10 protein-coding genes are annotated in these 14,863 nt (G+C 51.4%); 8 read left to right on the top strand and 2 right to left on the bottom strand.

Going from position 1 to position 14,863, the window contains the following annotated elements:
- The first annotated feature begins 6 nt into the window (after positions 1–6).
- The 8 genes from ING2E5A_RS09520 (at position 7) to ING2E5A_RS09485 (ending at position 12,901) form a co-directional block, all read left to right on the top strand.
- A complete protein-coding gene (locus tag ING2E5A_RS09520; protein WP_071137203.1) occupies positions 7–1,182 on the top strand; it encodes an MFS transporter in 1,176 nt (391 codons plus the stop codon).
- Positions 1,166–2,257 (top strand): ROK family protein, encoded by a 1,092-nt coding sequence (locus ING2E5A_RS09515; RefSeq protein ID WP_092033979.1) that lies wholly within the window; start codon positions 1,166–1,168, stop codon positions 2,255–2,257. Before ING2E5A_RS09520 ends, ING2E5A_RS09515 begins: the two co-directional genes overlap by 17 nt.
- Positions 2,258–2,403: 146 nt before the next feature.
- The gene (locus tag ING2E5A_RS09510) at positions 2,404–5,346 is read left to right on the top strand and encodes a SusC/RagA family TonB-linked outer membrane protein (RefSeq protein ID WP_317039822.1); all 2,943 of its coding nucleotides are present in this window, start codon (positions 2,404–2,406) and stop codon (positions 5,344–5,346) included.
- 12 nt (positions 5,347–5,358) lie between these two features.
- Positions 5,359–6,960 carry a RagB/SusD family nutrient uptake outer membrane protein gene (locus ING2E5A_RS09505; protein ID WP_071137201.1) on the top strand — a complete coding sequence of 534 codons (1,602 nt, stop codon included), beginning with the start codon at positions 5,359–5,361 and terminating at the stop codon, positions 6,958–6,960.
- 26 nt (positions 6,961–6,986) lie between these two features.
- Positions 6,987–8,126, top strand: a complete 1,140-nt coding sequence (locus ING2E5A_RS09500; protein WP_071137200.1) for a SusE domain-containing protein — start codon at positions 6,987–6,989, stop codon at positions 8,124–8,126.
- A gap of 6 nt (positions 8,127–8,132) precedes the next feature.
- Entirely contained in the window at positions 8,133–9,362 is a 1,230-nt protein-coding gene (locus ING2E5A_RS09495; RefSeq protein ID WP_071137199.1) for a glycoside hydrolase family 76 protein, read from the top strand.
- Between the two features lie 5 nt (positions 9,363–9,367).
- The gene (locus ING2E5A_RS09490) at positions 9,368–10,546 is read left to right on the top strand and encodes a glycoside hydrolase family 76 protein (protein ID WP_071138304.1); all 1,179 of its coding nucleotides are present in this window, start codon (positions 9,368–9,370) and stop codon (positions 10,544–10,546) included.
- Positions 10,547–10,567: 21 nt separating this feature from the next.
- The gene (locus ING2E5A_RS09485) at positions 10,568–12,901 is read left to right on the top strand and encodes a GH92 family glycosyl hydrolase (protein WP_083373282.1); all 2,334 of its coding nucleotides are present in this window, start codon (positions 10,568–10,570) and stop codon (positions 12,899–12,901) included.
- Between the two features lie 87 nt (positions 12,902–12,988).
- Here ING2E5A_RS09485 and ING2E5A_RS09480 read toward each other — a convergent pair whose 3' ends face one another.
- On the bottom strand, positions 12,989–13,441 hold the full coding sequence (locus ING2E5A_RS09480; protein WP_071137198.1) for a GNAT family N-acetyltransferase: 453 nt from the start codon (positions 13,439–13,441) through the stop codon (positions 12,989–12,991).
- Positions 13,442–13,641: 200 nt separating this feature from the next.
- On the bottom strand, positions 13,642–14,856 hold the full coding sequence (locus tag ING2E5A_RS09475) for an IS4 family transposase (RefSeq protein WP_071136342.1): 1,215 nt from the start codon (positions 14,854–14,856) through the stop codon (positions 13,642–13,644).
- Between the last annotated feature and the right edge of the window lie 7 nt (positions 14,857–14,863).

Here is a 14,863-nt window from a genome sequence, read left to right as displayed (position 1 = left end):
AACCGTATGGAAAACGATAAACAGATCGGATGGTTCTCCAAAGTAGCCGTTTTTTCAGGCTTTTTCATCATGGGTTTTGTCGATATAGTGGGCATCGCCACCAACTACGTCAAGAGCGATTTCGGGCTGTCGGCCACACTCTCCAATACCATTCCCATGATGGTCTTTATCTGGTTTGCCCTCTTCTCGATCCCCGCAGGTATTCTGATGGGACGGATCGGCAAGCAGAAGAGCGTACTGCTGGCCCTGATCATCACTGCCGTGGCACTTCTCATTCCCTTCGTGGCCTACCGTTTTGTCTGGGTTCTGGTCGGCTTCTCGCTGTTGGGTATCAGCAACACCCTGCTGCAGGTCTCGTTGAATCCCCTCGTGGCATCGCTTTTCAACCGCGAGAAGACCGCGAGTATCCTGACCGCGGGGCAGTTTGTTAAGTCGATCTCCTCTCTATTGGGACCGATTATCGCTGGGGGGATGGTTACTGCCTGGGGCGACTGGAAGCTGGCTTTTCCGCTGCTTGCCATCGTCACCCTGCTGCCCATCCTCTTTCTAGCCCTCTCTGGCTCTACCGATACTGTTGGTGATACCAACCTGGGAACTTCCCGCACCTCTTTCAGTTCGGTGCTGGGGTTATTGAAGGAGAGACCCCTCTTTCTCGCTTTTCTCTCCATTATCCTGATTGTCGGTCTCGATGTGGGAATCAACACCACCGCACCTGAATTGATGATGAAGAGGGCAGGTCTGGAGCTGAACCGTGCCGGACTGGCCAGCAGCCTCTATTTCTTAGCGAAGATCGCGGGAACACTCGTGGGCTCATTCCTGCTGCTCAAGGTCTCGCCAATACGGTTTCTGAAGGTATCCCTGCTGTTGGCCATTGCAGCGTTTGTGCCCCTGACGGTTGCAACCGAAGGGTGGATTCTCCTGTCGGCCATCTTCATCATCGGGCTGGCCTGCGCCAATCTCTTTTCCATCATTTTCTCCTTTGCATTGAACGAAAAGCCTGATCGATCCAATGAGGTATCGGCACTGATGATCATGGGAGTCTCCGGCGGGGCGGTGATATTGCCGCTGCTGGGGATGGTCAACGATCTTTGGGGTATTGCCGCCTCCCTTGCCATTCTGGCTATCTCCCTTGTAATAATACTGATTTTCATACCAAAAAAAGATAATCATGCCACACGATAAGTTGCAAACCGTACTGACACTCGATGCCGGTGGCACCAACTTCGTCTTTTCTGCTATCCGTGACAACATCGAAATTATCCAGCCTATTGAACTTCCCGCTTATCCCGACGATCTGCAGCAATGCCTGAAGGTCATTGTGTTCGGGTTCAATGAGGCGATCAGCCGGATCGACGGGGAGCCGGCAGCAATCAGTTTCGCATTCCCTGGCCCGGCCGATTATATCAACGGCATCATCGGGGATCTGCCAAATTTCCCCGCATTCAGGGGAGGAGTCGCATTGGGTCCTTACCTGATGAACAAATTCAAGATTCCCGTATTCATCAATAACGACGGAAATCTCTTTGCATACGGCGAGGCCCTTGCGGGGGTATTGCCCGAGGTGAACCGGCAGCTGGAAAGCGCTGGCAATCCAAAACGGTACAGCAACCTGCTGGCTGTCACTTTGGGCACCGGTTTCGGAGGCGGAGTCGTCATCAACAACCAGCTGCTGCTGGGCGACAACGGCTGCGGCGGCGACGTCTGGCTGTCGGCAAACAAACTGGACAACCGCCTTCTTGCAGAGGAGGGGGTGAGCATTCGGGCAGTGACAAGAGTCTACAATGAACTTACCGGAAAGCGGACTACCCTCACGCCGAAGGAGATCTACGAGATCGCTAAAGGCATCGGCGACGGGGATCGCGAAGCTGCCGTGAAGAGTTTTGAGACCCTCGGCGAGGTTGCCGGCTACACCATTGCCGAGTCGCTCAATATTGTGGATGGAATAGTGGTTATCGGAGGAGGAATCGCCAACGCTCATGAGTTCATCTTACCCTCGCTGATCAGGGAGATGAAAGGGTACCGTGAAACCATGAGCGGAGTGAAGTTCCCTCGTCTGCAGATGGAGGTGTACAACCTGGAAGATGAAAAGGAGCATGCCGCCTTCTTGAAAGATGACTCTTTCTCTGTAATCGTTCCTGAAAGCGGCCGGGAGGTAATCTACCAATCGGTGAAAAAGATCGGGGTTGCGGTAAGCAGGATAGGAACGAACAACGCGATAGCCCTTGGAGCGTATAATTATGCATTAAATAATCTATAATCCTGAAAATAAGTAATTAATTCATTCAAACACTTGATGTTATGACGCAACAAAAAGCAAGAACAGTGCAATCTGACAAGATTTACAGCACGTTGCTCGAACTGAAAAGTCGGGCAAAAGGTATTTTACTCATACTATACCTAAGTATGTTATCGATACCATACATTCACGCTCAGACCGGAACGATCACGGTGAAGGGGAATGTAATGGCAGACGGGGAACCGGTTATCGGTGCCACGATTCTGATCAAGGGTCAATCCAGCGGTACTGCTACCGATATCGACGGTAATTTTACACTGAACGTGGCTTCAAACGGTACACTGGTAGTATCCTATATCGGATACGGAACAAAGGAGGTTCCAGTTGAAGGACGCCAATTTATCAACGTGGAGCTTACGGCAGATGTCGTTGCGCTGCAGGATGTGGTTGTCGTCGGATACGGAACACAGCGGAAGATCAATCTCACCGGTGCCGTTTCGTCGGTATCGACCAAGGAGTTCGAAGGCAAGCTGATCTCCAATGCGCTTGAGGCATTGCAGGGAACAACGCCGGGACTTATCATCCAGCAGGGATCTTCCAATCCGGGTAGCGCACCCGCCATCAATATCCGTGGATTGAACACGATGAACAACAATGACCCGCTGGTCATCATCGACGGAATTGAGGGATCGCTCGCCAACCTCAATCCGGCAGATATCGAGAACGTCTCAATCCTGAAGGATGCATCTTCAACCGCCATTTACGGATCGCGCGCATCAAACGGTGTTGTTCTTGTAACAACGAAGAAAGGTGCTGCAGGCAAGGTGGAGATCAATTACGACTTCCAGTACGGTGTTCAGAATCCAACGATGTTACCCCGGATAGCGGACTCCTGGATTTACGCCGAGCTTTATAATGAAGCCGCCGTAAATTCAGGCAGACCGACCAAATTCACCCGCGAGGATATCGATGGATTCCGTAACGGTGGTTACAATGTGAACTGGGTACGGGAACTCTACAAGACCAATACCCCGCAAAGTTCGCACAACCTCTCGATGACCGGAGGAAACGACCAGCTCTCCTACCTGGCCTCTGTCGGCTATCTCGACCAGAACAGCATGTTCAAGGGCCCCGATTACGGATATCAACGCTACAACGGTCGCTTGAACCTTACCCACAAGGTGAAACCCAACCTGACCCTTTACGTCACCTCGCAGTTTGCAAGAAACGATATCAAGGAGCATGCCTACTGGACAGAGTGGATCATCGAGCAGGCAAACCGTATGCCGCCCATCTATCCCGTTTACAAGGAGGATGGAAGCTACAACTACCCCAGTGGCAGTAATTCCAACGGATTGCAACGTTTGCAGGATGGAGGTTATCGCCGTAACGTGAACGATGAACTTCTCGGCACGCTGAAAGCTGAGTGGGAGGTCATCGAGGGCTTGAAACTGATCGGAAGCACCGGCGGCAGGGTCTGGAACAACAACATGCATGAGAAACGTGTCGCATTTGAAGGAACCGGCGATGCCGAGAACAAGCTGACTGAGCAGTTCTATCGCTCGAAGAACATTACGACCAACTTGCTGGCTTCATACAACAAATCATTCGGCAACCACACCGTAGGGGGATTGATCGGATATGCCTATGAAGGATTTTCCGACAGGCAGTTCTCCACCTCAAGGCTGACCGAGGACGGCAAGTTTGACATCTTTGTGGGGGACCTTTCCGGTGCCAATGTCAGCAACAGTGGTGGCGCGGGCGACTGGTCCATCTACTCCGGCTTTGCCAGGGCAACATACAACTACAGCGAAAAGTATCTGCTCGAACTGAACATCCGGAACGACTACTCCTCCTATTTTGCCAAAGGGAACCGTTCGGGTCTCTTCCCCTCCTTCTCTGCAGGATGGCGCGTATCGGAAGAGAACTTCTGGAGTGATATGTCAGACTACATCCCGTCGTTGAAAGTGAGGGGTTCATGGGGTCTGGTAGGTAACAACCGGATCGGAGCATATCAGTACATGCGTACCGTAACCACTACCAACGACATCAGCTTCGGCGACAAGCTGGCCGAAACTGCACTCTTCTCTTCGGCCAACCCCGACATCAAGTGGGAGACCACCCGGATGGCTAACATCGGTTTCGATTTTGGTCTGCTGAACAACGATCTCAATGTGACCATCGACCTCTTCAACAACCTGACGAAAGATATTTTGGTCAATCTTCCCGTACCGGGACTCTACGGATTTAGCTCACCCATCCAGAATGCCAGCTCGGTAGAGACAAGAGGATGGGAGCTCTCACTCAACTACCGCCTGAAGACAGGCATGTTTACCCACGACTTCAGGGGAAATATTGCCGACAGCTTCAATGAGGTGGTTGATAACCACGGTACCGAGATCATCGGTGGTTACGATGTCAACACCATCATCAAGGAGGGATATCCGCTCTTCTCCTACTACGCTTACCGTTCCGACGGTTTCTTCAAGAACGAGGAAGAGGTTGCCAAAGGACCCCATCTGGAAGGAATTACCCCGAAGCCGGGTGATATCAGGTATGTCGACAAGAATGGCGACGGTGTGATCAATCCCGACAATGACCGCTTTATCGTAGGAAACGATTTCCCCAGGTACACTTACGGATTTACCTATGGCGTGAACTACAAGGATTTCTATTTCTCCCTCTTCATGCAGGGTGTAGGAAAAAGAAACAAATGGATGCGTGGTGAATCGGTTGAAGCGTTCCACAACAACAATGAAGGTCCGGTACACGATTTCCATATGGACCGTTGGACTCCGAACAACCTGGATGCTACCTATCCGCGTCTCACCATGGGAAGTGAATCGGCAAACAATGCTGCAAAATCTGATTTCTGGATCCAGGATGCCAAATACCTCAGACTGAAAAATATACAGTTCGGTTATATCGTGCCGCGCAAAGTGATTCAGCCGCTGGGACTTACTTATCTGAATCTCTTCGTCAGCGCTCAAAACCCGTTGACCTTCACCAAGATGAAGGGTGGGTATGACCCCGAATACACGGCAGATGGCAGTGGACGTGCCTACCCGGTTACCAGCGTTTATTCTGTTGGATTAAATATTAAATTCTAATTAGATATTATAATGAAAACATATATAAAACTACTGGCCTTGTCGGCCCTGCTTTTGATCCAAATGTCCGCCTGTGTCGATCTTGATACGGCACCGTATGATAGGGAATCGGATCTGACCTTTTGGGAAGAAGATAAAGAAGCTGCCTTGAAGGCGCTGAACAGCTGCTACCTCTACCTGGGCAGCATCGATGAGCTGCTCTATAGCGAAGCGATGACAGACAATGCATACACCAAGCAGCCGAACGACTACACGCAGAATATCGGCAACGGTTCATATTCCACTGCGGATAACTATGTGAGGAATGTCTGGAACAACCGTTACACCGGCATCAGGACCTGCAACCAGCTGCTCGAGAATATCGACCGTGTAAAGGATCTCGATCCGGCACTGAAGAGTCGGTATATCGGCGAGGCCAAGGTGATCCGTGCCTACCACTACTATGAACTCTACACCAAATTCGGTGATGTGCCCTATTCAACCAAGGTGCTCTCGATCGAGGAGAGCCGTACGATCAAGCGGACTCCCAAGGCTGAAGTGGTTGCAAATATCTTGGCCGACCTGAATGAGGTGGTGTCTGACAATTCGCTTCCGACCACTTATGATGCCAACAACAAGGGACGGATTACCCGTTGGGCCGCCTTGTCGCTCATGGCAAAGATCTATCTCTTCGAAGGAAACTGGGCGCAGGTGAAGAATATCACCAACATGATCATGAACGATGGAGACTTCACCCTCTTCCCCTCATATTCGGGTCTCTTTGAAATTGCCAACGAATACAATTCTGAGGTGATTCTCGACCTGCAGTACAGGCCGGTGAGCCGTGAACACCGCATCATGTACTCCTTCCTGCCCCCCTCGCTGGGTGGATACTCCCAGCTCTCGCCCCTGCAGTCGCTGGTGGACAACTACATCATGCTTGATGGAAAAACCATCCAGGAGTCGGATCTATACGACGAGAACAAACCCTATGACAACCGCGACCCGCGTCTGAAGGCTACAGTGATCTACACCGGCAATAGCTACCGGATGAGTGATGGCAGCGAAGTGACGATCAACTGCGAACCGGGTGCCAACCGGGATGGCTTCGGCTATTCGTCCGACTGTACGGCAACCGGATACTATATCAAGAAATATTGGGACAACAGCTACCGTGCCAGCCTGCAGTCGGGTCTCAACCCGATCCTGATCAGGTATGCCGATATTCTGTTGATGAATGCGGAAGCGCTTGCTGAACTTGGAGAACTGAACAGTGCGGCATGGAACAGGACCATCAGGCCGATCCGTGAACGTGCCGGATTCACTCTCTCCTCTGCTTTAGATTTCCCTGCAGGTGCAAGCCGTGAAGAGCTTGTCCAGATCGTACGGAACGAACGTCGCTCGGAACTTGCACTGGAAGGCCACAGGCATATCGATATCTTCCGCTGGAGAATTGCTCAGGATGTGCTGAACGGATGGAGCCACGGCTTCAAGACCGGTGACGTTACCAACGCCGATAACGGCTATATCCGGATCGAAAACCGCTCGTTCGACCCGAACAAGCACTACCTCTGGCCTATACCCCAGGCTGAGCGGGACCTCAATCCCAACCTTGAACAAAATGCAAATTGGTAATAACAACCTGTTAATTATAGTGTGCGATGAAAAAAATAGCAAATATCATATTATCCCTCCTGATCCTGGTCGGCTGTCAGGAGAAATACGAATTGAACGTGGATTTCCAGTTGCCCACTCACCTGGATTCTCCTACAGCCATACAGCTTGATATAACTTCCGCCGAACCGGTCGTCCTCTCATGGACAGGAGGTGGAGCTGCCGACGGTGGAATTGTATTGTATGAAGTATTATTTGACAAGGAAGGTGGTGATTTCTCAAATCCTTTAGTATCTTTGAAAAGTGATCAGGGTGCATTGCCTCGGTTAACGCTGACTCATGCAGCATTGAACACGATTGCACGGAATGCCGGCATTCTTCCCCAGGAAACCGGGAAGCTGATCTGGACGGTCCGGGCTTCGAAAGGAGGCGTATTGAAAGAATCCGATATCCAGTCCGCAATTACGGTGACCCGCGGTGAAGGTATCGACAATATACCCAGCCAGTTGTTCCTGTATGGATCATCAACCGAAAACAACGGTCAGGGTGGTATTCCCTTCCGCAAGGTGGAGGATGGCCTGTTCCAGATCTACACCACCATCTCGGCAGGAGAGATTCAGTTCAGATCGGCCACCAGTGGCGAGGCATTCACCTATTATATAGACGAGACCGCCAAACTTCGGGAAGGCAACGGTTCAACCACCATGGGGTCATACAGCGAAGTGGTGAGGCTGACCGTAGACTTCAACACGATGAAGATGACTACCGACAGGATCGGCAGAAGCGTACGCTGCATCTGGGGAGCCACATTCGAAAATATCGCCGTTCTCGAGTACAAGGGCAACGGAATCTTTGAGGGTGCAGGCCAGATCGTATTCATCGATCCCTCCAGACCCGAGACCAATCCCCCAAGCTGGCTGGGCTGGACCGAAGAGCGGTACTACTTCATTGCCAACGTGAACGGTGCCGAGATGTGCTGGGGACGTCACGACAGTGTAAGTCCTGAACGTCCGGTCGGTGGTGAGCCGTTGAGCTTCTATGCCCTCTATGAGTTCAACTGGAGTCAGTGGGATCACCTCTGGAAAATGAAGGGATCGTTAGACAGAACCCGTGCTGCCATCACCATCAACACCAACGCAGATGGTCTCATGATCCACACCTTTACCAATGTAACGCCGTTAAATTAACGACTGATGAAATTAAGATACTTGTTCTTACTATATATAACACCCCTCATCCTGGCATGCGGGGGAAAAGATCTGGAGGAGTTCACTCCTCCAGATCCCGTTAAACCGGAGGAGCCCGACAAGGAACTCCTCTATCATGAACGGGCCAGGGAACTTTTTGATCTGATCAACCTCTACTACCGGGTAAACAACGGTGCTACAGCCGGTTTATACAACGAGAACTATCCCAAGAAAGCAGGTGACAATCCCGCATCCTATCTCTGGCCTTACGACGGCCTTGTCTCGGGTGTAACCCTGTTGCACAAACTGGGTTACAATGTCGACTACAGCAGTTTTGTCAACCGGTTCGATCTCTACTACCGTACTTCGGCCAACGGCAATAATATTGGAGGATTTGGCTCCTCTACCGACGGCACCAAGGGTGGAGGAACCCGCTTTTATGACGACAACTCCATTGTTGGAATCAACCTGGTTGAGGCCTACAGGCTCACTGGCAACGAGTCGTATCGCTCCAGGGCGAAGGATATCGTCGCCTTCCTGCAATCGGGCGAGGACCAGCTGCTCGGCGGAGGGTTGTGGTGGAATGAGGATGAGAAGAATATCCCGGGAAACGAAAATTCCAATAAACCCACCTGTTCCAACGGATATGCCACCCACTTCCTGCTGCAGTATTACACCATCTGCACCGATGGTGAGAAAGCAGCAGTGCTCGCTTTTGCCAAGCGTCTCTACAGCTGGATCAACACCAACCTGCGCGATCCGGATGATGGTTGCTACTGGAACGATATCAAGCCGAGCGGATCGATCAACAAGACCAAGTGGACCTACAATACGGGTGTGATGATCTCCAACGGGGTTCAGCTCTTTAAACTGACCGGCGAACAGGTCTATCTCGACAAGGCCACGGAATCGGCCCGGGGATCCTACAGCTATTTTGCCCGTCCCCGCGGGAAACTGGCCCTGGCGTATCCCGACCATGATCCCTGGTTTACCACCAAGCTGATCCGCTCATATATCGATATCCTCCCTTATCATGCCAATGCAGGCAGCTACATCAATACATTTGTGAACTACCTCGACTATGCGTGGAAGAATGCACGATTCTCCAACGGTCTCTTCTACGAGGACTGGACCGGGACTACTCCCAAGCGGGCAGAGCAGCTGCTCATGCAGGCCGCCGCACTGGAGTCGCTCTCGCTTATCGCTATATACAAAGGTGAATCGGTGAAAAAATGAGCAATATGGGTATCAGACTTTTTGCAATGGTGAAACCGATATGTTTCCTGCTGCTGTTCTCCTCCTGTGTGGTCAGCCAGAAAGAGAGACCCTATCTCGACAGGGCAGGGGAGATGTTCGAACTGGTCTGGGAGCTTTACCGTGTTCCCGACTATGGCCTCTTCTCGGAGTACTATCCGAACAGTTACCGGCCCGATCTCACCTACTTCAACGACTCCACACGGCAGGCACAGGAGGTATCCTACCTCTGGCCCATGAGCGGGCTCTTCTCGTCCGCCATATGCCTCGCTGCGCTGGATGGAGAGAAGTATGCTCCTTACCTCGATTCGATGGCAATGGCCGTTGAGCAATACTATGACAACATCAGGATGCCGTTTGGCTATCAGGCCTATCCAGTACGGTTCGGGAAAGTAGACCGTTACTACGATGACAACGGACTGGTGGGGATCGATTATGTCGACTCCTACATGGTGACGCGCAACGAAGGCTGCCTGGAGAAGGCAAAACAGGTGATGAGTTTCATCCTGAGCGGTTGGGACGACGAGTATGAGGGTGGTGTATCGTGGCTTGAGGGTGTAAGGGACCAGAAACCCGCCTGCTCCAACGGCAAGGCGATGGTATTGGCGTTGAAGCTATACGAGGCCACGGGCGACAGTTACTACCTGGAGACGGGAAAGAAGTTCTATTTCTGGATGGATAAATACCTCAAGGATCCCGAGAGGGGTATAGTATGGAACTCTTGGCTGACCAAGGAGGGCAAGATACATCCCGACCTCTATACCTATAACACCGGCACCCTGCTTCAGGCTGCCGTGTCGCTCTACAGGGCAACCGGCGAGCAGAGCTATCTGGATAACGCCAACTTCCTGGCGGAGGGGAGTTACAGCTTCTTCGTAAAGCGTACCGATGAGGGGACACCCTATATTAACGACTTGCCCTGGTTCAATCTGGTGCTGTTCAGGGGCTACCATGAACTCTTTAACGTGACTGGCGACCGGAAATATGTGGATGCCATCATCGAGGGACTGGACTATGCCTGGGAGCATGCCCGGGACAATTCGGGCCTCTTCTATCACGACTGGACAGGCCGTTCGGATGAGAAGCTCAAACCCAAATGGCTGCTGGACGCCTCCTGCATACCGGAGTTTTACGCCCGTGCAGCAATGATAAAAGGTGAGATTTAACTATATATAAATTACTGGAACGTGAAATCAAGATTACTGTTATTATCGCTTGCGGCGGCATTGCTTACCGCCTGCAACCCACCGGCGGCACGGAATTTCGTGGCGCATGTAAACCCCAATATAGGGTCTGATCATAGCCGATGGTTTTTCTATACACCTGCCGCACAACCTTTTGGTATGGCCAAACTGGGGCCCTCTACCGACGGTACTTACGGTAACGAGCAAGGGTGGGAGGCTGTCGGATATGAAGATGCCCATACCTCCATCGATGGATTTCCCTTTTTCCACGAATTCCAGATCGGCGGGGTTTCACTGATGCCGGTTACCGGTGAGGTCAAGAACCAGCCCGGCCTGTTGGAGAATCCCGACGGCGGCTTCCGCTCACGGTTCGAGAAGAGCGACGAGGTGGCCATGCCCGGGTTCTACTCCGTTATTCTGAAGGATTATCAGGTCAAGGTAGAACTTACCGCAACCCCTCGAGTCGGTTTTCAACGCTACACCTTTCCTGAAACCTCCGATGCGCATATTCTATTCAATATAGGAAACCGCCAGGGTGAGAGTGGTGCCGTTCGCGATGCCTACGTCAAGCAGGTGGATGAGTTCACTGTTGAAGGGTATGTGGTCACCGAACCGGAGTACGTGAAGAAGTATCAGGCCGGTGCTACCGTTTCGATGTATTTCTACGCCAAACTGGATCGTGCTGCCGAGACGGTAAACGTCTTCTACCAGGGAGGAGAGATTCTCCCCGGCAACGAGATCAGTGGACCCGGTGCCATGCTCTGCCTCAATTTCAACACCAAGGAGGGCGAACAGATCAATGTCAGGACAGGACTCTCCTATACCTCTATCGACAATGCCCGTTTGAACTTCGAGCGGGAGGCGAACGACCTGGGTTTCGACGAAGCCAGGCAGTCGGCAGTAGAGAAGTGGAACCACTACCTGGGAAGGATTCGTGTTACCGGCGGCAGTGATGCCGACAAGGTCAAGTTCTACACCGGCCTCTATCATGCACTCCTGGGAAGGGGACTGGCCAGCGACGTGAACGGTGCCTATCCGAAGAACGACGGGACTGTGGGACAGATTCCACTCAATAGCGAAGGTCTGCCCGAGCACAACCACTACAATACCGATGCGGTATGGGGTGCCTACTGGAACCTGACACCGCTTTGGGCCATTGCCTACCCTGAATATTACAACGACTTCGTAAACAGCCAGCTGCTGGTCTTCAAGGATGCCGGATGGTTGGGCGACGGCATTGCTGCCAGCCGTTATGTTTCGGGCGTGGGAACCAACATGGTGAGCATTGCCCTGGCAGGTGCCTACAATTGCGGCATTCGCAACTACGATGTGGAGGAGGTTTACCGCGCGGTGCTGAAAAACGAGCTGGGATGGGAGAACCGTCCCGAGGGTGCCGGCAAGATGGATGTCAAGAAGTTTATCGACAAAGGGTATGTGCCCTACGAAAACAGTCACTTTTTCGGAACACACGAGGGCGGATCGATGTTCTCGGCCTCGCACACCCTAGAGTATTCGTTCAGTGCATATGCTGCAGCTCAATTGGCCAGCTCGCTCGGACATACCGAAGATTATGAACGCCTGATGAAGCTTTCCGGCGGTTGGGAACTTCTCTTTGACGATACGCTTAAACTGATTCGTCCACGGTTGGAGGATGGCAGCTTTATCCATAATTTCAACCCGCTGGAATCGTGGAGAGGTTTTCAAGAGGGTAATGCGGTGCAGTACACCTTCTTTGTGCCCCATGATCCGACAAGTCTGATCGACCGGGTGGGTCGCGACCTCTTCAACCACCGCCTCGATTCGATTTTCACCGAAGCAAGAAAATCGATCTTTGGTGGAGGAAAGACCCTGAATGCATTCTCGGGACTTTCAAGCCCATACAATCACGGAAACCAGCCCAGCCTGCACATTTCGTGGCTCTTCAACTTCTCCGGCAAGCCCCACCTGACCCAGAAATGGACCCGTCTCATCTGCGACGAGTTCTACGGGGTCACCGGCGAGCATGGATACGGTTATGGCCAGGATGAGGACCAGGGCCAGCTGGGTGCATGGTATGTGATGTCGGCAATTGGGCTGTTCGATGTGAAGGGGTTGACCGAGAAGGAACCTCAACTGCAGATCGGTAGCCCGATCTTCGACAAGATCGAGATTGCGTTGAGCGACAGTTATTACGGTGGCGGATCATTTGTGATCGAGACGATAAACAATTCAAAGGAGAATGTCTACGTTCAATCGATATCACTGAACGGCAATTTGCAGGATTCTGTTTTCATTCCCTTCAAGGAGATCGTTTCGGGAGGCAAATTGAAATTAAAAATGGGACCTCGACCTTTGTAAACGGTTCCATAATAAAGATATCGAGCGGGAGACCCGGATCATAAACCGGGAATCCCGCTCTTCCTTTTGTGTCGAGACTATAACTCTCTACACCCTGTCCAGGCTCATTCTTAGTAGGGGATACTCAAACCCCAGATCATCCGTCTCTCTCCGCTCGTAAGCCATGAAGCCGAGCTTTTCATAGAATTCCACTGCATCTCTGTTTTGCTCGTTCACATCCACGCTGTCGGTCTGATGGGCAGATACTGCAAACTCTACCAGCTTCCTGCCAAATCCCTTCCCGAAATGGTCGGGCGAGAGAAAGAGCATCTCGATCTTCCTGTCTGCAAGACCGATAAAACCCACCACCTCCTTGTCCTCTTTCAGGCAATATACCTCAAACTGATCGAAATCTATTCCATGTACGAGCTTTCTGATCTCCTCAAAGTCACCAGGATCCAGAAAATGGTGAGTGGCCGCAACCGACCTCTCCCACACCTTCAGGATCTGCTCCCTGTCTGAATGTCTATACTTTTGAATGCAAATGTTTTCGGTTGTCATGGAGTAGTGTCGGTGCCTTCTTATCCCTGTGCAACTGTTTTACGAAAGTCTATTGGATTCATGTAAATAACTGTGTAAACTTGTGCGTTGCATCAGTATCACTATTTCAAATCATTGCCGTCCGATAAAAACTGATTTTAATTTTGCTTGACTTCCAACCGTCATATTATCAGACATGTTTTTTTAGTTTTCTATTATTCTCAAAAGTAAGCCCCCCTGAAAAGGGTGAGCATCCCTAAATTCTTGTCATCCCGTTGCCAGTCTCGTTCCGGATTTTCTAAAAATCTCATCAAATGCAAGTAATTGAACAGGTGTATCCTGCAAAATGATACCAGGTTCGAGAATGCCCAGCGCCGTTTCAACCGCTTTTGAACAACCGTGAGCAAGAGGTTCACGATCAAGGCGCAATATATCTGTGTTTTTATCGCGTTCTCGTTGTCCCCGAGGAAGTACTTCAAGGGGAAGTTACCTTTTAACTGCCTGAACAGCAATTCAATTTGCCATCTAATCTTGTAAAGGGCGGCTATCATGTCGGGACGAAGGTCGAACAGGTTGGTGAGGAACTCGAACTTGCGTTTCAACACCCTGTCGTAGAACACCACCTTGCGCAACATCAGCTTGCCCTGCCCATCGTCCTCCTTGACGGTCACCTCTATGATGGTGTCCTCCAGCACGCCGCTATGAATACATTCTTCAACGTGAAGCTCTTGTTCCACCTTGTAAACGGCGTCGTCCTTGATGCGGGTGACGAAGCCGGCCCCCTTCTTACCGAACAGCTTGAAGGCCTTGTAGTCGTTGTATCCCTTGTCGAAGACGTAAATGGTGTTGTCGTCGGGGCTGAGTTTCTTCAACAGCGCGTGGTCGTGCGTGGCGGCGGACGTGAACCATACCATCTTGGGAACGGGCTCGTCCACATTGATGACGGTGTGCACCTTGATCCCCCCTTTGCGTTTACCGTTAGAGGGTGTTCTGCCGACGCACTTCAGGATGTCCTGAAACAAGCTGATGACCGTGCTGTCGAAGATCTCGACCTGCTTGTTCAACACGGCCTTGAACCGGGTGTCCGAGATCACGTGTTGATACTCGCGGAGCAAATCGTGATACACGCCCGAGAAGAAATCAACACTCCGGCGCTTGTTGGCGTCCGACAATGTGCTCCTGTAGGGTATGTGGCCGAGTTGGAAATGCCTGGTCTTGCCTGAAAGACCGAGCATTGCGCCCGCCACCTCTCGCAGGGAGGAGCATTTGGCGAAAACACAAAATAACATGCTTATGAGGTGATCCTTGGCCATGAAACGTTTCACGTAATGATCAGCCTTGTGGCGTTTGCTGTTTCGAGCGATGATTCCTGAATCTATCATAGATATGAGCTGTCCGAAAACCGATTGTCCGAAAAAATAAGTACTTTTGTTCATTGTAGTC

This window comes from Petrimonas mucosa, from assembly GCF_900095795.1.
GTDB lineage: Bacteria > Bacteroidota > Bacteroidia > Bacteroidales > Dysgonomonadaceae > Petrimonas > Petrimonas mucosa.
The sequence above is the reverse complement of the archived record's forward strand: the minus strand, read 5'-3'. Positions and strand labels throughout refer to the sequence as shown.